The sequence below is a fragment of the Streptomyces abikoensis genome, assembly GCF_014648775.1.
Classification (GTDB): domain Bacteria; phylum Actinomycetota; class Actinomycetes; order Streptomycetales; family Streptomycetaceae; genus Streptomyces; species Streptomyces abikoensis.
The window spans coordinates 161,035-181,021 of the sequence record NZ_BMRT01000001.1 but is presented as its reverse complement, the minus strand read 5'-3'; the positions used below and the strand labels follow the sequence as shown (position 1 = coordinate 181,021).

Genomic DNA, 19,987 nt, shown 5'->3' with positions numbered 1-19,987 from the left:
TCACGCCCCCCAGGTCCAGTCGGCGACTTCTGGCATGTCGGTGCCGTGTTCGCGGATCCAGGTGTGGTGGCGGGTGCGGGCGTCCTCCATGGCCTGGCGCACCCCGGTGGCGCGGACGGCGAGGCCGGGGACGCGGTCGATGACGTCCATGACGAGGCGGTAGCGGTCGAGGTCGTTGCGCACGACCATGTCGAAGGGCGTCGTCGTGGTGCCGATCTCCTTGTAGCCGCGGACGTGGAGGTGGGCGTGGCCGGTGCGGCGGTAGGCGAGGCGGTGGATGAGCCAGGGGTAGCCGTGGTAGGCGAAGATCACCGGTTTGTCGGTGGTGAAGAGGGCGTCGTACTCGCGGTCCGGCATCCCGTGGGGATGCTCCTCGGTCGGCAGCAGCCGGGCCAGGTCCACGACGTTGACCACGCGGAGCGCCAGCTCCGGCAGATGGCGGCGGAGGAGCTGGGCGGCGGCCAGGACCTCCTGGGTGGGGATGTCGCCGGCGCAGGCGAGGACGGCATCGGGTTCCCGGGTGCCGTCCTCGGTGCCGGCCCACGTCCAGACGCCGGCGCCCCGGGCGCAGTGCGCCCGCGCCCGCTCCAGGCTCAGCCAGTCGAAGCAGGGCTGTTTGCCGGCGACGACGACGTTGACGTAGTCGCGGCTGCGCAGCACGTGGTCGGCCACCGACAGCAGGGAGTTGGTGTCGGGTGGGAGGTAGACGCGTACGGCTTCGGGGCTCTTGTTGAGGATGTGGTCGATGAAGCCGGGGTCCTGGTGGGAGAAGCCGTTGTGGTCCTGGCGCCAGACGTGGGAGGTGAGGAGGTAGTTGAGGGAGGCGAGGGGGCGGCGCCAGGGGAGGCGGCGGGAGACGCGCAGCCATTTGATGTGCTGGTTGACCATGGAGTCGACGATGTGGACGAACGCCTCGTAGCAGGAGAACAGGCCGTGCCGGCCGGTGAGGAGATAGCCCTCCAGCCAGCCCTGGCAGGTGTGTTCGGACAGGATCTCCATGACGCGGCCCTGCCGGTCGAGGTGCTCGTCGACGGGCAGGACCTCGGCCTGCCAGGCCTTGCCGGTGGCCCGGTAGACGGCCTGGAGCCGGTTGGAGGCCGTCTCGTCGGGGCCGACCAGGCGGAAGTCACGGCGTTCGCGGGTGGCCTCCATGACGTTCGCCAGCAGTTCGCCCAGGACGCGGGTGGGTTCGTGGAGGCTCGTGCCGGGTTTGTCGACCGGCACCGCGAAGCGCTCCAGCGGGGGCAGGGGCAGTTCGCGCAGCAGCAGGCCGCCGTTGGCGTGCGGTGTTCCGCCGAGCCTGCGGGTGCCCTCGGGCACACAGGCGAGCACCTCGGGCCGGGGGCGGCCGTGTTCGTCGAAGAGCTCCTCGGGGCGGTACGAACGCAGCCACGCTTCCAGTTGTTCCAGGTGTTCGGGGTTGTCGCGGACTGCGGCCAGTGGCACCTGGTGGGCGCGCCAGGTGCCCTCGACCGGCAGGCCGTCGACCTCGGCGGGGCCGGTCCAGCCCTTGGGGGTGCGCAGCACGATCACCGGCCAGTGGGGGCGTTCGGTGACGCCTTCCCGCCGGGCGGTGTGCTGGATGAGGGCGATGCGGTCGAGGGCGGTGTCCAGGGCGGTGGCCATGGCCCGGTGGACGGTCGTCGGGTCGTCGCCGGTGACGTGGAGGGGTTCGTGGCCGTAGCCGCGCAGCAGGTCGTCGAGCTCGGCCTGGGGGAGGCGGGCGAGGACGGTGGGGTTGGCGATCTTGTAGCCGTTGAGGTGGAGGATGGGCAGGACGGCTCCGTCGTGGACGGGGTCGAGGAATTTGTTGGAGTGCCAGGAGGCGGCCAGTGGTCCGGTCTCGGCTTCGCCGTCGCCGATGACGCAGGCGACGAGCAGGTGGGGGTTGTCGAAGGCGGCCCCGTAGGCGTGGGAGAGGGAGTAGCCCAGTTCGCCGCCCTCGTGGATCGAGCCGGGGGTCTCGGGGGCGACGTGGCTGGGTACGCCGCCGGGGAAGGAGAACTGCCGGAAGAGCCGTTCCATGCCCGCCGCATCCCGGCTGATGTCGGGGTAGGTCTCGGCGTAGGTCCCTTCCAGCCAGGAGTTGGCCAGTACCGCGGGTCCGCCGTGCCCGGGTCCCCAGACGCACAGGGCGGAGAGGTCGCGGGTGCGGATGGCGCGGTTGAGGTGGGTGTGGATGAGGTTCAGGCCGGGTGAGGTGCCCCAGTGGCCCAGCAGCCGCGGCTTGACCTGCTCGCGCCGCAACGGCTCCCGCAACAGGGGGTTGCCCATCAGGTAGATCTGCCCGACGGCCAGGTAGTTCGCGGCCCGCCAATGGGCATCCAGGTTCCGTAGCTCCTGGTCGGTGAGGGTACCGACCGGGGCCGGGGTGGTGCTGGCCTCCCGCATGACAGCCTCCGGGAAAGGGGACGGGCGTGCGACGGTGCCGTCCCAGCTTGCTCCTCGCCCGGGGCGAGGTGAAGACCGCCCTGCCCGAACCGGACTCGGGTCCGACGGATTCAGGTCTGGCTGTCGCGCCTCAGCTTGGCCGCCCGCTCGGCGGCCTTGAGAGCGCGGTCGAGAGACTCCGCCGTGCCCCGCTTCGCCTCCCGCATCGCCTCCTCCTCCAGCTCCGTGATCTCCTGGGACCGGTGGGCGGCGTCGCGTGATTCCGGTGCCGGTTCTGGTTTCTCGCGCTTGTGGTGCGGGGTGTCGCCCATGCGGATCGGTCCTTCCGTGCGCCGGGTCCTGACGGGGATCCTCCGGCCAACATCGCACGGTCCGCCCCGCCCCGCCAACGCACACCGGCCGTTTTCGGCGGGGTTTCCCCGATCCACCCGCGTGACGCGGTTTCGGTCCGGCCGTCGAGGGCACCCGAAGGGACCGGAAGGAACGGTTCATCGCGACCTGACGAGAGGAAGGGCTCACGTGGCCGCCCATCACGAGCCGTCGCACCGGGACGCCCGGACGGCACAGGACCCGAAGGACGAACAACTGACGTGCTTCCGCGCGGCGCCGGAGCACGACGCCCTCACCACCGACCAGGGCGTACGGGTCGACGACACCGACAACGCGCTGCGCGCCGGCACCCGGGGCCCGACCCTGCTGGAGGACTTCCACAACCGCGAGAAGATCACGCACTTCGACCACGAGCGGATCCCCGAGCGGGTCGTCCACGCCCGTGGCGCCGGGGCGTACGGGTACTTCGAGCCGTACGCGTCCCTGAGCAAGTACACCTGCGCCGACTTCCTCGCCGAGGCGGGCCGCCGCACCCCGGTGTTCGTGCGCTTCTCCACCGTCCAGGGGCCGCGCGGCTCGGCCGACACCGTCCGTGACGTGCGGGGTTTCGCCACCAAGTTCTACACCCGCGAGGGCAACTACGACCTGGTCGGCAACAACATGCCGGTGTTCTTCATCCAGGACGCCGTCAAGTTCCCCGACTTCGTGCACGCGGTGAAGATGGAGCCGCAGCACGAGATGCCGACCGGGGCCTCGGCCCACGACACCTTCTGGGACTTCGCCTCCCTCCAGCCCGAGACCACCCACATGCTGATGTGGCTGATGTCGGACCGGGCCATCCCGCGCAGCTTCCGGATGATGCAGGGCTTCGGGGTGCACACCTTCCGGTTCGTGACCGCCGACGGGCGGGGCACCTTTGTGAAGTTCCACTGGAAACCCCTGCTGGGCGTCCACTCGCTCGTCTGGGACGAGGCCCAGATCACCGCCGGCCGCGACCCCGACTTCAACCGGCGGGACCTGTGGGAGGCCATCGAAGCCGGCTCGTACCCCGAGTGGGAGCTGGGCGTCCAGCTGGTCCCGGAGGAGGACGAGTTCGCCTTCGACTTCGACCTGCTCGACGCCACGAAGATCATCCCGGAGGAGCAGGTGCCGGTCCGCCCCGTCGGCAGGCTGGTCCTCAACCGCAACCCGCAGAACTTCTTCGCCGAGACCGAACAGGTCGCCTTCCACACGGCGAACGTCGTGCCCGGCATCGACTTCACCAACGATCCGCTGCTGCAGGGGCGCAACTTCTCCTACCTCGACACCCAGCTGATCCGGCTCGGCGGCCCGAACTTCAGCCAGATCCCCGTCAACCGCCCGCTCGCCGACGTCAACCACAACCACCGGGACGGCTACGGACAGCAGATCATCCACCCGGGCACCAACTACTTCCCCAACTCGCTGGGCGGCGGCTGTCCCGCCCACGCCGGCGCGGGTGGCGGCCCCGGCGTGTTCCGGCACTACGCGGAACGCGTCGAGGGGCAGAAGATCAAGGAACGCAGCCCCAGCTTCCAGGACCACTACAGCCAGGCCGCGCTCTTCTGGAACAGCATGGCCGAGTGGGAACGGCGCCACATCGTGGAGGCATTCCGCTTCGAACTGGGCAAGGTCGAGTCCGGCCCGGTACGCGAACGCATGGTCGGCAACCTGGCCCACGTCAACGGCGAGCTGGCCGCGGCCGTCGCCGACGGCCTGGGGCTGCCCGCCCCGAAGGCCGAGACCGGCATCACCGCGGCGTCCTCGCCCGCCCTGAGCCAGGAGAACCTGCGCGGGGAGAACGCCGCCCGGACGCGCAAACTCGCCGTCCTCGCCGCCCCCGGCACGGACGCCGGCCAGGTCGCCGCCGTCCGCGAGCGGCTGACGGACAGCGGCGTGCTGGTGGAGGTCCTGGCCGCGAAGGACGGTGAGGTCCCGGCCGCCGGCGGAGGGACCGTGAAGGTCGACCGGGCGCTGCCCACCATGGCCTCCGTCCTCTACGACGCCGTACTCGTCCCGGACGGCGCGGAGGCCGTGAACGCGCTCGCCGCCGAACCGGCGGCCGTGCGCTTCGTGGAAGAGGCATACCGCCACGGCAAGCCCCTGGCCGTCCTCGGCGAGGCCACCCGCCTGCTCACCGCGGCCAAACTGCCCGGGGAGGTCGTCCTGGGCGAGGGGGCGGCGGAGTACGGCATCCTCACGGCCAACGGCACGACGGCCCCCCGGGAACTGGCCGACGCGCTGGTCCAGGCCCTGGAACAGCACCGCTTCCCGTACCGCCCGGGACTGCTGAACTGAAGCGGCCGGACCCCAGGGGCCGGGCCCTTCCCGCGCCCCTGCCCCTGCGACAGGAGGAGAGACATGGGCCGGAAGATCCGCGACATCATGACCGGCGTCCCCGTGACGGTGGGACCGCAGATGACCGTCGCCGAAGTGGCCCGGCGCATGCGCGACGAGGACATCGGGGCGGTGCTCGTGGCCGAGGAGGGCCGGCTCCGCGGCCTTGTCACCGACCGGGACCTGGTCGTACGCGTCCTGGCCGAGGGCGGCGCCCAGGACCGGACCGTCGCGGACGCGTGCAGCGAGGAGCTCGTCAGCGTGGGACCGGACGACGAGGTCGAGGACGCGGTGCGCCTGGTGCGCGAACACGCCGTCCGTCGGCTCCCCGTGGTCGAGGAGGGACGGCCCGTCGGGATCGTCTCGCTCGGCGACCTGGCGATCGAACGGGACCCCGGCTCGGCCCTCGGGCAGATCAGCTCGGCCGAACCGAACCAGTGAGCCGAGGCCGCGGTGGCGCGAGGCGGCCGCGACAGGAGGGACGCGCCCATGCCGAGCCCTGACGACGCCCCCGGGCGTCTGCGGCGGAACCTGGAGGAGGAAGGCGAGGCGTACACCGGCGGTGAGGACCATCCCTTGGGGGCCTACGCCGGAGCGATGGGCGTCTACGTGGCCTCGATCGCCGCGCTGGCGGCGGCCGCCCGGGTCGCCCGTCGTGAGCTGCCGGACCCCTCGCCCTGGGACGTGCTGCTGTGCGCCGGGGCGACGCACCGGCTCTCCCGGCTGGTGGCCAAGGACCCGGTGACCAGCCCGCTGCGCGCGCCCTTCGCCCGCTACCGGGGCATCGAGGGCCCGGCGGAGCTGGCCGAGGACGTCCGGGGCAGCGGGGCGCGCAAGGCCGTGGGGGAGCTGGTGACCTGCCCGTTCTGCACCGGCATGTGGATCTCCACGGGGATCGCCGCCGGAATGGTCTTCGCGCCGCGCGCGACACGGCTGGCGGCGGCGACGCTGACCGCGCTCGCCTGCTCGGACCTGCTGCACTTCGCGCGCGTGCGGATGCAGCGGACCACAGAGGAATGAGGGGCGCGGCGGCCTGCCCGCCTCCCCGGGGCGAGCTCTCCGCGGCGCTGGCCGAGGCCCTCGCCCACGCCCCGGGCCGCCGAGGGCTGCCCGGCCACGAACTGGCCGAGCGGGCGGACGTGTACGGGGACGACCTCCAGCTCGCCCTGCACCTCTGCTACGAGCTCCACTACCGGGGCTGGGCGGGCGTCGACGAGCGCTGGGAGTGGGACCCGGCGCTGCTGGGCCTGCGCCAGGTCCTGGAGCGGCGCTTCCTGTTCGCCCTCCGTGCGGACGTCCCGCAGGCCGGTGACGTGGAGGACGCCCTGCGGGAGCTGGTGCTGGACCGGGCGGACGGCCAGGACGTGACACGGTTCCTGCGCGACCAGGGCGAATGGTGGCACCTGCGCGAGTACGCGGCCCACCGGTCGCTCTACCAGCTCAAGGAGGCCGATCCCCACGCGTGGATGATCCCCCGGCTGACGGGCCGGGCCAAGGCCGCCCTGGTCACCGTCGAGTACGAGGAGTTCGGCGCCGGCCGTGCCGAGCGGGTGCACGCGGAGCTCTTCGCCGGCCTGCTGCGCGACCTGGACCTCGACGACTCCTACGGCCACTACGCGCCCGCCGTCCCGGCCGTCACGCTGGCCACGGTCAACCTCATGTCGCTCCTGGGTCTCCACCGGGCCCGACGGGGCGCCCTGGCCGGGCACTTCGCCGTCCTGGAGTGCACCTCCCCGCCCGGCTCCCGCCGGCTCGTCGAGGCGCTGCGACGGCTGGACGCCGGGGCGGCGGCCATCGGCTTCTACGCCGAGCACGTCGAGGCGGACGCCGTCCACGAACAGCTCGTCCGCCACGAGGTCATCGGCGACCTGCTGGAGAAGGAGCCCCGGCTGGCGCCGGACGTCGCCTTCGGGATCGCCGCCACCGTATGGCTCGAGGACCGCCTCGCCGAGCACCTCCTCGCCGCGTGGAAGGCGGGCAGGAGCTCCTTGCGCGTACCCCTCGACTGATCACGCGCGTAGCGTCGCGATCCGTCACGTCCCCGTCGCGCCCGTCGCGCCGTCATGTTCCGTCGCGACCGGAGGCCGGACGGTTGCGGTGACTGGTGTCGCACCAGGGGAGGATCCGGCTGCGCCCGCAGGTGCACAGGGCGACCACGGGCCGGTCCGAGCGCGTGATCGTGCCGTCCTCGGCGACGGCCTCGACGGGGCCCTCGACGAGCACGGGGCCGCCGGGTTCCTGCCGGACCCGCGTGGCCCGTCGTTCAGAGGCGTTGCGCACGGATCACCACCAGTTCCTCCGTCTCCTGCCCGGGCGCGAGGAGCCCTCGCTGGCGGAGCCACTCGCTACGGGAATGCGTCACCGGGCCCAGGGGCACGACGCGGCGCTCCATCACGCGCGGTCGCAGCCCCGCCGCGGTCAGCAGCGCGAGGGTGGGACCCACCCCGCAGAGCGCGGAATGGACGAGCAGCAGCACGCCCGACGGCCGCAGCACCGCGGCCACGTCCGCGCACAGCCGGTCCAGCACCACACGGCCGTCCCGGCCGCCGTCCCGGGTCCGGGCGGCCCCCCGCGGCGGACACCGGCCAGGGGGAGTGGGCAGGTACGGCGGATTGGCGAGCACGACGTCGAACCGCTCGCCGGCGACCGGGGACAGCAGGTCGCCGCGCACCGCCCGGATCCGGTGGCGGGCCAGCAGCCCGTTGAGACGAGCCGTGAGCACGGCCCGGGCGCAGACGTCGACCGCTGTCACCTCGGCCGCCCCCTGCCGGGCGGCGGCGATCGCCAGGACGCCGCTGCCCGTGCCGACGTCCAGCACCCGGGCCGCGCGCGGCAGGGCCTCCCGGCGCAGCGCGGCCGTCAGGAGACGGGTGTCCTCCTGGGGCCGGTACACGCCCGGCGGGACGATGAGCCGCATCCACCCCGAGTGACCCGAACGCCCCCGCTTCAAACTCCGGACGGCCGCCGTCGAATGGCGGGCGGCCGCGGGCTCTTCGACAGTGGACCCATGCCCGCCCCGCCGCGATGACCCGTGAGGAACGCGCCGACGATGCCCCGACGGCCCCGTGCACGTGAAGCCCCCGACACCGCGGCGGCCTTCGTCCGTCTGAGGAGGCTCAGCCCCGGCGGGCCGGAACACGAGCGCGTCCGCCGGGAGATCATCGAAGCCTGGCTGCCGATGTCCGAACGGATCAGCCGTCGCTTCCGCGACCGCGGCGAGACCGCCGCCGACCTGCGGCAGGTGGCCGCGCTGGCCCTGGTGAAGGCGGTCGACAACTACGACCCGGAGCTGGGCCACGCCTTCCCCTCCTACGCGGTCCCCGCCATCACCGGAGGGCTGCAGCGGCACTTCCGGGACTTCGTCTCGACCGTGCGCGTCCCCCGTCACCTCCAGCACGCCTGCTCCGTCCTCCGGGAGGCCCGCGCCGCCCTGGAGCAGGAACTCCGCGCCGCTCCCACGGCGGCCGACCTGGCGGCGGTCACCGGCATGAGCGAGACGGACGTCCGCGAGGGACTGCGGGCCGAGAGCACCCAGCACACCCGCCTCCTCGAGGACTACGGCGGCGCGTCCGGGCCGTCTCCGGCGGACACCATGGGAGGAACCGACGGCGCGCTGGACCTCGTCCTGGACCGGCAGGCGGTGCGCCCGCTGCTCGCCGCCCTCCCCGAGCGCGAACGGCGCGTGCTGTACCTGCGGTACTTCGAGGACCGCACGCAGAAGGACATCGGCGCCGTGCTCGGCGTCTCGCAGATGCACGTCAGCCGCATCCTCACGCGGGCCCTCGGCAGTCTGCGCCGCGGTCTCACGGCGGGCGAGGGCGAGGTGGGCGACCACACGGGTCCGGGGTGCGCCGGTGGCCGGCTCGCCGCCCCCGGGGCCGCGATCACACGATCGCGGCCCAGATGAGGACGGTGACGGCGAAGAGGAACACCAGGGCGCCGATGACGAACACCGGCCCCTTGGCCCAGCCCCGCGATTGCTCGTCGCGGGGGCCGGTGCCCCCGGTGCTGTCCTCGCCCGGCGGGGTCTCACCCGGCGGCACTCCGCCGCCCGGCTCCAGGCCGGGGGTGCGCTCGGGTTCGGGATCGTGCGTCATGATGATGCCCCGTTTCCTCGGTGCGCGGGACCGTGCGGGTCCGGATCCGCTGGGCGTTCCGTTCGGCCCACCTTCACACGCTCCGGGCCCGGACGCGCGCCGGGACGCCCAGCGGTGTGAACCCCCGCCGCGCCGATGACCTCGCGGACGGCGGCCAGGACCTCCGTGACCCCGATGCGCAGGAGCAGCGGGTCCGGCACGTCACCGTGCGGATCCCCCGGGGGCCCCGGGTGCCAGAGCGCCGCGTGCCTCGGTGAAGGGGGCGGGCCCCACAGGGCCGGGGCCACGGGCCCGAAGAGGGTGACGCTGGGCGTCCCGTGGGCGACCGCGAGGTGGGCGAGGCCCGTGTCCCCGCTGACCACGGCGGACGCTCCGGCGACCAGCGCCGACAGCACCCCGAAGGGCAGACCGCCCGCGAGCGGCCCGGCACCCGGCACCGCCACGACGCCCACCAGCTCCTCCTCGCCGGGACCACCGGTGACCACCACCCGGTGCCCCCGCCGCAGGAGCCCGCGTACGACGTCGGCGTAGCGCCCGGCCGGCCAGCGCCGGGCGGCGGAAGTCGCGCCCGGGTGCACCAGGACCGCGCCCGGGGCGGGCGAGGCGGCGGCCGGGCGCGGCAGCAGCAGGTCGTGGGCGTCGGCGGGGATGCCGTAGGCGCGTAGCAGCCGGCACCAGCGCTCGCGTTCGTGCTCGTGCGGAAACCAGGGCGGGCCGTCCACCTCGGGCGTTTCCGGGTGGGCGAAGGCCAGCAGCCGGGCGGGGCGCAGCGCCTGCAGCAGCCGGTGACTGGGCGGGCCGTTGCCGTGGAGGTCCACGGCGATGTCGGGGGGCGGCCCGGTCCAGTCGAGGGCGGCCGGCACGGCGCGCCCGGGGGCGGCGGCCGGGAGCAGGGTGTCCACGGCGCCGGTCGCCGCCACGGCCTCGCCGAGCTCTGCCGGGGCGGCGAGGACCAGCTCGTGCCCGGGATGCGCGCGGCGCAGGGCCCGCAGCGCCGGCACCCCGGCGAGCAGGTCGCCGAGGCCCAGCGCCCGCAGGACCAGCAGCCGCCGGTTCACGACGGCCGGCGCGCGGCGGCCGCGCGCGTGGCGAGCAGGGTGCTCGACCGGCCGTCGACGTACGGCAGCAGCACCGCCTGCCCGCCCCACGAGGCCAGCTGCGCGGCCTCCGGCATCTGTTCCACCGAGTAGTCGCCGCCCTTGACCCAGACGTGCGGGCGGAGCCGGGCGACGAGGTCCTCCGGGGTGTCCTCGTCGAAGGCGACGACGGCGTCCACGCACTGCAGGGCCCGCAGCACCCGGATGCGGTCCGCGAGCGGGTTGACGGGCCGCCCGGGGCCCTTGCGGCGGCGCACCGAGGCGTCGGAGTTGAGGCAGACGATCAGGCAGTCGCCGATGCCCCGGGCCTGCTGGAGCATGCTGACGTGTCCGGCGTGCAGCAGGTCGAAGCAGCCTCCCGCCGCGACGACCGTGCCCCCGGCCGCCCGGACCCGCCGGGCCAGCCGGACGCCGTCGTCCCGTTCGCCGTCCGCGTCGGCGGGGGCCTCCGGGACGTCCTCCCGGACGGCGGTACGGGGCCCGCCCTCGGCGACGTACCGGGTGGCCGCCGCCACCGCGCCCTGCACGGCCTCGGCCGGCAGCACGCCGTCGCCCAGCAGCCCGGCGGCCGTGGCCGCGAAGCAGTCGCCGGCCCCGCACGCGTCGCCGTCGTAGCGGGCGGCCGCCGGCACGAGCAGGGGGCTGTCGCCGTTGGAGAGCAGCGCGCCGCGCGGGCCCAGGGTGACCGCCACCCCGGCGGCCCGCCAGCGTACGACCAGCTCCTCCGCCATGCGGGCCGTCGCGCGCAACTCCGCGCCGCCCTCGGTGTCGTGGCCGAGGAACCGGCGGGCCTCCGTGCCGGTGGGGGTCACCAGGCGCGCTCCCGGGACGGGCGGTCCGCCCCGGGGGTGGGGATCCCAGACGAGGGTCGCGCGCCGGGCACGGGAGGCGAGCTCGTCCCGCAGCGTGTCGGCCGTGCCCCGGGCGTAGTCGGCGACGAGCAGCGCCGCCGCCCGCGACACCGCCCGGCGGGCCGGGTCGGTGGCCGCCGCGGCCCGGCCGGTGCCCCGGTCGAGCCGCACCACGGGCCGCCCGCCGGCCAGGACGCGCGTCTTCTCGGGCAGGTCGCCGTCGAGGGGCAGCGCCACCACCGTCATGACGGACTCCAGGAGTCCGCGCACGCGCAGGCTGGCCGGGTCCGTGCCGAGCGCGGTGACGAGGGTGACGGCGCGCCCGGCACGGGCGGCGAGGCAGGCGGCCAGGGCCGCCCCGCCGGGCCGGACGTGTTCCGAGCAGTCGTCCAGGACCGGCACGGGGGCGTCCGGCGCCAGCCGCTCGGCGGTGCCCACGAGGTCCCGGTCGAGCAGGGTGTCCCCGACGACCACCAGGGGAGTGGTACCGGTCGTGCCGTTCATGGGCGACAGCCCCTTTCTCGCTCCGCTCGTTCTCAGACGCCCAGTTCGGTGTCGAAGGCGCCGCACATCAGGTGCACCGCCACCAGGTGGAGTTCCTGGACGGTCGCGGTGGAGCCCGCCTCCACGCACAGCGTCTCGTCGCCGGCCTCGGCCAGCGGGTTGGGGGCGGGCCCGGTCAACGCCCATACGTGGGCGGCCGATTCGTGCCCGGCCCGCGCGGCGGACAGCAGGTTGGGGCTGGCGCCGCTCGTGGACATCAGGATCAGCACGTCGCCGGGGCGGGCATGTGCCCGTACCTGGCGCGCGAACAACTCGTCCGGGCCGTAGTCGTTGACGATGGCGGTGCAGCTGGAGGTGTCCGCGTGGAGGGCGATGGCGGAGAAGGGCCCCCGGTCGGTGCGGTAGCGGCCCACGAGCTCCGCCGTGAGGTGCTGGGCCTGGGCGGCGCTGCCGCCGTTGCCCGCCGCGAGCAGCCTGCCGCCGGCGGCCAGCGTCGTGGCCAGCCGTGCCCCCCAGCGCTCGGCGGTGGCCGCCTGCTCGGCGCGGAACCGTTCCAGGGCGGTGAGGAGACGTCCGCAGTGGTCGCCGTGCGCGGCGACGGGCCTGCTCGTGCGGGTGGCGGTCATCGGGCACCTCCGGAGGGAAGGGACAGCGGGGCGGCGACCCGGTCGTAGACGCTCTCCACGCCGTCCGCCACGTGGTCCCAGGTGAATCTGCCGAGCGTGCGCGCCCGGCCGGCCGCGCCGAAGGACGCCAGCCGCCGCGGCGAGGCGAGGAGGCTCCGCACCGCCCCGGCGAGTTCCGCCGGGCGGTCCGGTTCGACCAGCAGTCCCGTCTCGCCGTGCGCCACCGTGTCGCGGTGCCCGCCGACGTTCGTGGCGATCACCGGCACGCCGCAGGCCATGGCCTCCAGCGGCACGATCCCGAACGGCTCGTAGACCGGGGTGCACAGCACCACGTCGGCGCTGCGGATGAGGGCGGGCATGTCCTCGTGCGGCACGCAGCCGAGGAGGACCAGCCGGTCGGCGACGTCCAGCCGCCGGGCGAGGTCCGTCAGCCGTGCCGCCTCCGGGTCCTTCGGGAGGCCGTCGGCGGGTGGTCCTCCCGCCACCAGGAGTTCCGCGTCGGGCACGTCCGCCAGCGCGCGCACCGCGAGGTCGACACCCTTGCGGGCGACGAGCCGGCCGATCGCGAGGAGCCGGTGCCGGTGCCGCCGGCCGGGGGCGGCGGCCGTCTCGCCGCGGGCGGTGAAGTGCTCGGTGTCCACGCCGCACGGCACGACGGAGCAGCGGTGCCCGGGGATGCCCATGGCCCGCAGTTCCCGCACCTCGTCCGAGCAGGTGGCCAGGACCCTGGCGCAGGACATGCCGATCCGCCGCTCCACGTCCGGCCGTCCGGCTGGGCTGGTGTCGGCGGCGCCCTGGTGGCGCCGCTTGACGGTGCCCAGCGCGTGGTAGGTCTGCACGACCGGCACGGTGAGGTGGGTGGTGGCCAGCAGCGCGGCGAGGCCGGACATCCAGAAGTGGGCGTGCACCACCTCGGGCGGTTCCGCCTCCCACGTGTCGGCCAGCCGGGCGCCGAAGCACGGCATGTGCGCGTACAGCTCGTCCTTGGGAACCGCGCGCGCGGGACCGGCCCGCACGTGCTCGACCACGGCGCCCGACGGGAGGGGGACGCGGCCGGGCAGGGCGTCGTCGTCCCGGCGGGTGTAGACGGTCACGTCGTGCCCCCGCTCGGCGAGCCGGCCCGCCAGCCGGGCGACGTAGACGTTCTGCCCTCCCGCGTCCGGGCCGCCGAGGGCGGCGAGCGGGCTCGCGTGTTCCGACACCATGGCGATCTTCATCGGGTCACCTCCTTGAGCAGTCGGTCCCAGTCGTCCAGGAACCGGGGCAGGCCGTAGCGGGCGAGCGCCGCGGCGCGGGCCGCCCGGCCGGTCTCCCGGGCCGCCTCGCGGTCGGCGACGAAACGGCGGAGGGCGTCGCGCAGGACGTCCAGCCGGTTGGAGACGACCCCGGCGCCCGCCGGGACGGCTTCGGCGACCTCGGTGGTGGCCAGCGCCACCACCGGCATGCCGAGGTGCATGGCCTCCAGGAGCGAGAGGCCCAGGGACGTCCAGCGCACCGGATGGAGGTACGCGCGGCGCTCGGCCATCGCCCGGTGCAGCGCGGCCTGCGGCAGGTCCTTCCCCCGGCACCGCTCGCGCGGCAGGCCGAGGCGCTCCGCGACGTGCTCGGTGCGCATCCCGAAGACGTCCAGCGGGGCCGCCTCGGAGAAGTGGCCGAGCAGATCGGTGCCGGTCGTACGGCCCCGCCGCAACGGCTCGTTGACCACGACGGCGACCCGTGGCAGCTCGCCCGTCCACAGCGGTCCGGGATCCACGATGCCGTGCTCGATCACCGTCGTGGGCGTCGTGCCGCAGTCCCACAGCAGCCGGTTGAAGTGGGTGACGTGGACGATCGTCAGCCCGGGCCGGTCGGCGACGGGATGCCGGGTGTCGGGCACGGGCCCGCCGGGGGCGTTGTGCTCCAGGTAGACGGTGGGCACGTCCCGTCCCGGACGCCGGCCGAGGAGGCGCCGGACGAGCTCGAGCTCGCGCGGTCGCTGGAGGACCAGCAGGTCGACGTCGGTCTCCCGCAGCCGGTCCACGGGCACCTCGACGACGGAGGCGGGCCAGTCGAAGGTGACGGCGCGCCCCCGCCCGTCGGGCCCCCGGTCCGGGGTGACGGGCACCAGGTAGGTGTGCGGGCCCTGGACGAACGCCGTCGTCCACGAGCCGTGCACGTGCCACAACAGGATCCTCACGGTGACCACTCCATCCGGTCGGCCGGCTCCGCCCCGCCCGGGCCGGGCTCCAGGCCGGGCGCGCGCCCGGTGAGCTTCTCCACGGCGGCCAGCACGTCCTCGGGGGACACCCCGTTCAGGCACGGATGCCCGGCGACGGGGCACACCCGGGCCCGGCTGCCGGCGCACGGGGCCCGCTGGTCGCCGAGGAGGACGTGCGGCACGCCGAAGGGCGCCCACCGCTCGGCCGGCACCACCGGGGCGAACAGGGACACCACCGGAGTGCCCACGGCGGCCGCCAGATGGGCGGGCCCCGTGTTGCCGGCGACCACCACGGCAGCCCGGGCGAGCACCTCGGCGAGTTCGGCGGGCGTGGTGCGGCCCCCCAGGTCGAGGGCGGACCCGTGGGCGACGGAGGCCGTCAGCTCCCGTTCGCCGGGGCCGCCGGTGACCACGGTCCGGTAGCCCGCCCGCGCCAGCAGCCGCACGGTCGTCGCGAGCCGTTCCCGCCCCCAGCGACGGGCCGGTACCGCGGCGCCGGGGTGGACGACCACGTAACCGTCCGCGCCGGCCGGGCGGTTCCCCGGCGGCGTCCGGCGGACCGCGAGCCGCCCGTCGTCGCCCTCCGGCAGCGGGAAGCCCGCCGCCGAGGCGAGGTCGAGCGCGGCCTGCGCCTCGTGCCGGTGCGGCAGCCGGCGGTGCCGCAGGTCCAGCAGCGCGCCCGGGTAGTCCTCGCAGTCCGCCGCCAGCCGGTGTACCCCGGCCATGCGCAGCAGCAACGCCAGCGGCAACGGGCTCTGGTGGTACGACGTCAGGACGAGCGCCACGTCCGGCGGGTCCTGCGCGACGCGCCCCACGAACCGCGCCACGTCGGCCGCGTCCACCGGCGGCGGCTCGAAACCCACCCAGGGCGCGTCCCACTCGATCACCTCGTCCACCCCCGGCAGCATCCGCGCCGCCGGGGCGCCGAGCGGGCCGCACAGCAGCGTGACGCGGTCGGCGCGGGCGGCGACGGCACGGATCGCGGGCCCGGCGAGGAGCACGTCGCCGAAGCTGTCCAGCCGCGCCACCATGGCCTTCACCGCGGGCCACCACCCTTTGTCACCGACAGGGCGGCCGCGCCCAGGGCCAGGCGCGCCGCCGCCGGCAGATCGGGCGCCGGGCGGAGCGCGCGGGCGACCTCCTCGGGCCGGGTGAGCGGCGTCGGCACGAGCACACCCGTCGCCCCGGCGGCCGCTGCGGCCTCCATGTCGCCGCCGATGTCACCGATCACCACGCACCGCTCCGGGGCCACGCCCAGCGCCCGGGCGGCCGACAGGACCAGCCCCGGCGCCGGCTTGCGGCAGGGGCAGCCGTCGTCCGGGTGGTGGGGGCAGACCCGCCACACGTCGAACGGTCCGAGCAGCCGCTCCACCCGGGCGTTGACCACCGCCACTTGACGTGCTGTCAGCAGGCCCCGGCCGATGCCCGACTGGTTGGTGACCACACCGGTGCGCACGCCCCGTCGCCGCAGCAGCGCGAGGGCCTCGTGGGCGCCCGGCAGCGGTACGACCCGGGCCGGGTCGCCGTTGTAGGGGACGTCCTCGATCAGCGTGCCGTCCCGGTCGAACAGCACGGCGGCGGGCAGGGTGCGGCCGCTCATGCCGGGGGCCTCACGCGTGCCGCCACCGGTTCCGGGGGCACCGGGGGAGGGAACCGGCCGGGCAGCGGCCGCCGGCCGCGGTGCCGGAGGGTGCCGCGCAGCCGGTGCCAGACGGCGAGCGGCGGAATGGCGACGCTCGTGGCCACCATGGCCGTGACCTCCCTCGGCGTCCGGGGGCCCGGAGCGATCCGCGCCCACGCGAACTCGGCGGTCCCCGCCGCCCAGCCGAGCGCGGCCGCGGCGCCGAGGGCCGGGCGACGGGCGAGCGCCAGGGCCGCCGCCCCGGCCCCGGCGGCGGTGATCAGCGCGTGCCGTCGCAGCCGCCCGCGCGGCGCCTCCGCCCGCCCCCACCAGTCGCGCCCGTGGAGGCGCACCATCAGGGCGTCGTCCGCGTTGCCGGCCTGCTGCCGCAGCGAGACCAGGAGGCCGGACGGGCGCACGGGGTGCCGGGTGACGCGCGTCCCCCGCTCCAGCCGCCACCCGACGGCCATGACCCGCAGGGCCAGGTCGGCGTCCTCGCGGAAGGCCCGGGGGAACCGCTCGTCGAAGCCGCCCACGGCGTCGAGCACGGAGGTGCGGTAGGCCATGTCGGCCGTCGCCCAACGGGCCCGGGCCAGCCCGGCGGTGCCGCGTTCCCAGTCCGTGGGCCGCCGGTCGGCCGGCAGGGGCACGTCGAGCACGCCCTGCACCCCGCCCGTCCACGGCTCCGCCCGGGCCAGGTCGCGGGCCAGGTCGGCGCGCCAGGTGGGGGTCACCCGCACGTCGTCGTCGAGGAACACCACCCAGGGCGTGGTCACCGTCAGCCAGCCCGTGTTGCGGGCGGCGGCGGGACCCCTGCCCCCGCTGCGGGCCGCCCTGGCGACGCCGCGCAGCTCGCCGAGCGCGTCCAGCGGCAACGGCGGATGCCCGTCCCCGGGTCCCGGCCGGTCGTCCACGACGACGACCTCGCGGGGGGCGGGGCCCACGGATCCGGCCAGCGCGGCCAGACAATGCTCCAGGCAGGGACGCCCGAGCGTGGGAACGACGACCGCGTAGGCCGGCGGGGTGCTCACGGCTCCTCCGGCGTGCCGCAGAGCAGGGTCCGGCGCACGGCGTACGGGCCGAGCGCCAGCAGGTCCACCGGTGCCGAGCCGAAGCACTCCAGCGCGTCACGGGGATCGTCGACCATCGGCCGGCCCGCCGTGTTGAGGCTGGTGTTGACGACCACGGGCAGGCCCGTCCGCCGTTCGAACGCGGCCAGCATCCGGGCCACCAGCGGCTCCCGCGCCGGGTCGACCGTCTGGATCCGCGCGGTGCCGTCGACGTGGACGACCGCCGGGATCCGGTCCCGCCACGGCCGCGTCACCCGGTGGACGAAGAGCATGTACGGGCTGGGCAGCGGCCCTTCGAAGATCTCGGCGGCCCGGTCCGCCGCGACCATCGGGGCCACCGGGCGGAACTCCTCGCGCCCCTTGACGTGGTTGAGCCGTTCCAGGTTCGCCACGTGCCCGGGGTGGGCGAGCAGCGACCGGTGTCCGAGGGCACGCGGCCCGTACTCGGAGCGCCCCTGGAACCAGGCCACGATGCCGTCCCGCGCCAGCTCCCGGGCCACCGCCTCGGCGATGTCGGGGGGCCGTTCGTACGGCACGCGCGCCCGCTCCAGCCAGCCCCTCAGCTCGTCGTCCGACCACTCCCGGCCCAGGTCCGCCCCTTCCATGGGGGTGGGCAGCACGCCGCCGTCCGCCTCCAGTTGCAGCGCGCCGCCCAGCGCGGTCCCCGCGTCACCGGCCGCCGGCTGCACCCACACCCGGCGGAAGGGGCCCTCCACGGCGAGCCGTGTGTTGGCCACGCAGTTCAGGGCCACCCCGCCCGCCAGGGCCAGCGTCTCGGCACCGGTCCGGCCGTGCAGCCAGCGTGCCAGGTCCAGGAGGACCTCCTCCAGGCACGCCTGGGTGCTCGCGGCCAGGTCGGCGTGGTCCTGTGTCCACTCCCGCCCCGGCGCGCGCGGCTCGGTGAGCGCCTCCCACGGCACCGCGCGGGCCAGGAAACCCCCGTCCCCCGTCGCGTGGATGTGAGTGCGCAGCTCCGGCAGGAACCGCGGCTTCCCGAAGGCCGCCAGCGCCATCACCTTGTACTCGTCGCTGCTGCGCAGGAAGCCCAGATGCTCCGTCAGCTCCTCGTAGACCAGCCCCAGCGAGGACGGCAGGTCCTGCGCGGCCAGCACCTCCAGCTCCCCGCCCCGGTACACCCCCGCCAGATGCGAGGCGCACTCGCCGCGCCCGTCCAGGACGAGGACGGCGCTGTCGCGGTGCGGTCCGGCGAGCGCGGCGGAGGCGGCGTGGGCGACGTGGTGGGGGACGAAGCGGACCCGCTCCGCCGCCAGGCCCGGCAGCGCGTCCGCCAGGAACCGGGGTGCCTCCCGGGCGTACGTCTGCCGCAGCCCGTCCCAGGGGTCGTCGAGCCCCATGGCGTCCGCCGGGCGGGCCAGCGAGGGGTCGTAGGAGTAGGCGACCGCGTCGAGGTCGGCCGGGCGCAGTCCGGCGCGCTCCAGGCACCACGCCGCCGACTTCACCGGCTGCTCCCAGGCCGCGAACGGCACCGGTCGCTTGCCGTGCTTCCGCCGGGAGAACCGCTCCTCCTCGGCGGCGGCGACGATCCGCCCGTCGACGACGAGGGCGGCCGCGGGGTCGTGGAAGAGTGCGTTGATTCCGAGGATGCGCATGGCGTGCTCCGTCTTCGAACGACAGGGGGCGGCCGCTTGAGGGAACGGCTTCTCGGGGGGGGCGAGGGCCCGGTCAGGGGGCGAGGGGCCGGGCGAACCACTCGACGGTCCGCTTGAGCCCTTCCTCGCGGCTCACCCGCGGCCGCCAGCTCAGCAGCCGCTCGGCCGTCGTGGTGTCGGGGCGGCGCTTCCCGGGGTCGTCCACCGGGCGGTCGACGAAGCGGACGGTGGACGCCGAACCGGTCAGGCCGATGATCCGCTCGGCCAGTTCGAGGACCGGCTCCTCGTCGGACCCGCCGATGTTGACCGGACCCGGGTAGCCGCTGGCGGCGAGGGCGAGAATGCCGTCGACCGTGTCGTCGACGTAGGTGAGGCAACGGGTCTGGCTGCCGTCCCCGGCGACCGTCACCGCTTCCCCCGCGAGGGCCTGCCGGATGAACGTGGGCACGGCGCGCCCGTCGTCGGCCCGCATCCTCGGGCCGTAGGTGTTGAAGATGCGGACGATGGCGGTGTCCGCGTCGTACGTGCGCCGGTACGCGCTGACCAGCGCCTCCGCGTAGCGCTTGGACTCGTCGTAGACGCTGCGCGGGCCGACGGGGTTGACGTTGCCCCAGTACCGCTCGCGCTGGGGGTGCTCCAGGGGGTCGCCGTACACCTCGGAGGTGGAGGCGAGCAGGAAGCGGGCGTGGTCCCGCAGGGCCCGTTCCAGAGCCGTGTGGGTGCCGACGCTGCCGGCCTCCAGGGTCTCGATGGGCAACCGGAGGTAGTCGCGGGGGGACGCCGGGCAGGCCAGGTCGAGGACCAGGTCGACCGGCCCGGGTATGGAGTCGAGGGCCGCCGGGTCGGTGACGTCCGCCTCGACGAAGCGGAAGCCCGCGCTGCCCGTCAAATGCCCGATGTTCTCGTGGGATCCGGTCGACAGGTTGTCGACGCAGTGCACTTCCGTCCCGCCGGCCAGCAGCCGTTCACAGATGTGGGACCCGATGAAACCGGCTCCGCCGGTGACCACCGCGCGGTTCCACTCTCCGCCCATGACGGCCCTCCTTCGCACAGTGCGCGGCCGACAAGTCCGGCGTGGGGCCGGGGAAACGAGGGGGGACCGTCGGCAACGCGGGATCGATTCCGGCCGCTCGCGCTCCTGGCGCGAAAGACGGCGGCCCGGGGTCCGTTGCTTTTCGGGGGGCTGCTCACGGGCCCGATCACGGATGCCCGGTCTGTGCAGCGAGTAGCGACTCATG

The 19,987-nt window shown here is 75.1% G+C and carries 20 protein-coding genes; 5 read left to right on the top strand and 15 right to left on the bottom strand.

What is annotated here, in order from left to right; translation table 11 throughout:
- Together IE096_RS00820 and IE096_RS00815 are read right to left on the bottom strand one after the other, a co-directional pair.
- Positions 1-2,391: a phosphoketolase family protein gene (locus tag IE096_RS00820; protein ID WP_189447356.1), complete on the bottom strand. Its 2,391-nt coding sequence runs from the start codon at positions 2,389-2,391 to the stop codon at positions 1-3.
- Positions 2,392-2,501: 110 nt separating this feature from the next.
- Entirely contained in the window at positions 2,502-2,702 is a 201-nt protein-coding gene (locus IE096_RS00815; RefSeq protein WP_189447354.1) for a hypothetical protein, read from the bottom strand.
- Between the two features lie 208 nt (positions 2,703-2,910).
- Here IE096_RS00815 and IE096_RS00810 point away from each other — a divergent pair, with 208 nt between their 5' ends.
- The 4 genes from IE096_RS00810 to IE096_RS00795 all read left to right on the top strand — a co-directional run bounded on the left by IE096_RS00810 (position 2,911) and on the right by IE096_RS00795 (position 7,085).
- On the top strand, positions 2,911-5,037 hold the full coding sequence (locus IE096_RS00810; protein WP_189447352.1) for a catalase: 2,127 nt from the start codon (positions 2,911-2,913) through the stop codon (positions 5,035-5,037).
- A 63-nt stretch (positions 5,038-5,100) separates the two neighbouring features.
- On the top strand, positions 5,101-5,517 hold the full coding sequence (locus IE096_RS00805; protein ID WP_189447350.1) for a CBS domain-containing protein: 417 nt from the start codon (positions 5,101-5,103) through the stop codon (positions 5,515-5,517).
- Between the two features lie 48 nt (positions 5,518-5,565).
- Positions 5,566-6,096, top strand: coding sequence for a DUF1360 domain-containing protein (locus tag IE096_RS00800; RefSeq protein WP_189447348.1), 531 nt, complete (start codon positions 5,566-5,568; stop codon positions 6,094-6,096).
- Entirely contained in the window at positions 6,093-7,085 is a 993-nt protein-coding gene (locus IE096_RS00795) for an iron-containing redox enzyme family protein (protein ID WP_189447346.1), read from the top strand. The genes IE096_RS00800 and IE096_RS00795 overlap by 4 nt, the downstream gene beginning before the upstream one ends.
- A gap of 52 nt (positions 7,086-7,137) precedes the next feature.
- Here the strand turns inward: IE096_RS00795 and IE096_RS00790 are convergent, their stop codons facing one another.
- Together IE096_RS00790 and IE096_RS00785 are read right to left on the bottom strand one after the other, a co-directional pair.
- The gene (locus IE096_RS00790; RefSeq protein ID WP_189447344.1) at positions 7,138-7,356 is read right to left on the bottom strand and encodes a CDGSH iron-sulfur domain-containing protein; all 219 of its coding nucleotides are present in this window, start codon (positions 7,354-7,356) and stop codon (positions 7,138-7,140) included.
- On the bottom strand, positions 7,340-7,993 hold the full coding sequence (locus IE096_RS00785) for a HemK2/MTQ2 family protein methyltransferase (RefSeq protein ID WP_189447342.1): 654 nt from the start codon (positions 7,991-7,993) through the stop codon (positions 7,340-7,342). Before IE096_RS00785 ends, IE096_RS00790 begins: the two co-directional genes overlap by 17 nt.
- A 132-nt stretch (positions 7,994-8,125) precedes the next feature.
- Between IE096_RS00785 and IE096_RS00780 the strand changes: the two genes are divergently transcribed.
- Positions 8,126-8,983, top strand: a complete 858-nt coding sequence (locus IE096_RS00780) for a sigma-70 family RNA polymerase sigma factor (RefSeq protein WP_189447339.1) — start codon at positions 8,126-8,128, stop codon at positions 8,981-8,983.
- Here the strand turns inward: IE096_RS00780 and IE096_RS00775 are convergent.
- The 11 genes from IE096_RS00775 to IE096_RS00725 form a co-directional block, all read right to left on the bottom strand.
- A complete protein-coding gene (locus IE096_RS00775) occupies positions 8,961-9,173 on the bottom strand; it encodes a DUF6480 family protein (RefSeq protein ID WP_189447338.1) in 213 nt (70 codons plus the stop codon). The genes IE096_RS00780 and IE096_RS00775 overlap by 23 nt on opposite strands.
- A complete protein-coding gene (locus tag IE096_RS00770; RefSeq protein ID WP_189447336.1) occupies positions 9,170-10,231 on the bottom strand; it encodes a glycosyltransferase family 9 protein in 1,062 nt (353 codons plus the stop codon). Before IE096_RS00770 ends, IE096_RS00775 begins: the two co-directional genes overlap by 4 nt.
- Positions 10,228-11,625 (bottom strand): D-glycero-beta-D-manno-heptose 1-phosphate adenylyltransferase, encoded by a 1,398-nt coding sequence (gene rfaE2 / locus IE096_RS00765; protein ID WP_189447334.1) that lies wholly within the window; start codon positions 11,623-11,625, stop codon positions 10,228-10,230. Before rfaE2 ends, IE096_RS00770 begins: the two co-directional genes overlap by 4 nt.
- 32 nt (positions 11,626-11,657) lie before the next feature.
- On the bottom strand, positions 11,658-12,251 hold the full coding sequence (locus tag IE096_RS00760) for a D-sedoheptulose-7-phosphate isomerase (protein ID WP_189447332.1): 594 nt from the start codon (positions 12,249-12,251) through the stop codon (positions 11,658-11,660).
- A complete protein-coding gene (locus tag IE096_RS00755; protein WP_189447330.1) occupies positions 12,248-13,468 on the bottom strand; it encodes a glycosyltransferase in 1,221 nt (406 codons plus the stop codon). Before IE096_RS00755 ends, IE096_RS00760 begins: the two co-directional genes overlap by 4 nt.
- Positions 13,465-14,427: a glycosyltransferase gene (locus tag IE096_RS00750; RefSeq protein WP_189447328.1), complete on the bottom strand. Its 963-nt coding sequence runs from the start codon at positions 14,425-14,427 to the stop codon at positions 13,465-13,467. Before IE096_RS00750 ends, IE096_RS00755 begins: the two co-directional genes overlap by 4 nt.
- Complete coding sequence (locus IE096_RS00745) at positions 14,424-15,488, bottom strand: glycosyltransferase family 9 protein (protein ID WP_189447326.1); 1,065 nt, start codon at positions 15,486-15,488, stop codon at positions 14,424-14,426. Before IE096_RS00745 ends, IE096_RS00750 begins: the two co-directional genes overlap by 4 nt.
- Complete coding sequence (locus IE096_RS00740) at positions 15,485-16,048, bottom strand: D-glycero-alpha-D-manno-heptose-1,7-bisphosphate 7-phosphatase (protein ID WP_189447324.1); 564 nt, start codon at positions 16,046-16,048, stop codon at positions 15,485-15,487. The genes IE096_RS00745 and IE096_RS00740 overlap by 4 nt, the downstream gene beginning before the upstream one ends.
- Positions 16,045-17,100 (bottom strand): glycosyltransferase family 2 protein, encoded by a 1,056-nt coding sequence (locus IE096_RS00735; protein WP_189447322.1) that lies wholly within the window; start codon positions 17,098-17,100, stop codon positions 16,045-16,047. Before IE096_RS00735 ends, IE096_RS00740 begins: the two co-directional genes overlap by 4 nt.
- Positions 17,097-18,749: a carbamoyltransferase family protein gene (locus IE096_RS00730; RefSeq protein ID WP_189447320.1), complete on the bottom strand. Its 1,653-nt coding sequence runs from the start codon at positions 18,747-18,749 to the stop codon at positions 17,097-17,099. Before IE096_RS00730 ends, IE096_RS00735 begins: the two co-directional genes overlap by 4 nt.
- A gap of 73 nt (positions 18,750-18,822) precedes the next feature.
- Positions 18,823-19,782 carry an NAD-dependent epimerase/dehydratase family protein gene (locus IE096_RS00725; RefSeq protein ID WP_189447317.1) on the bottom strand — a complete coding sequence of 320 codons (960 nt, stop codon included), beginning with the start codon at positions 19,780-19,782 and terminating at the stop codon, positions 18,823-18,825.
- Between the last annotated feature and the right edge of the window lie 205 nt (positions 19,783-19,987).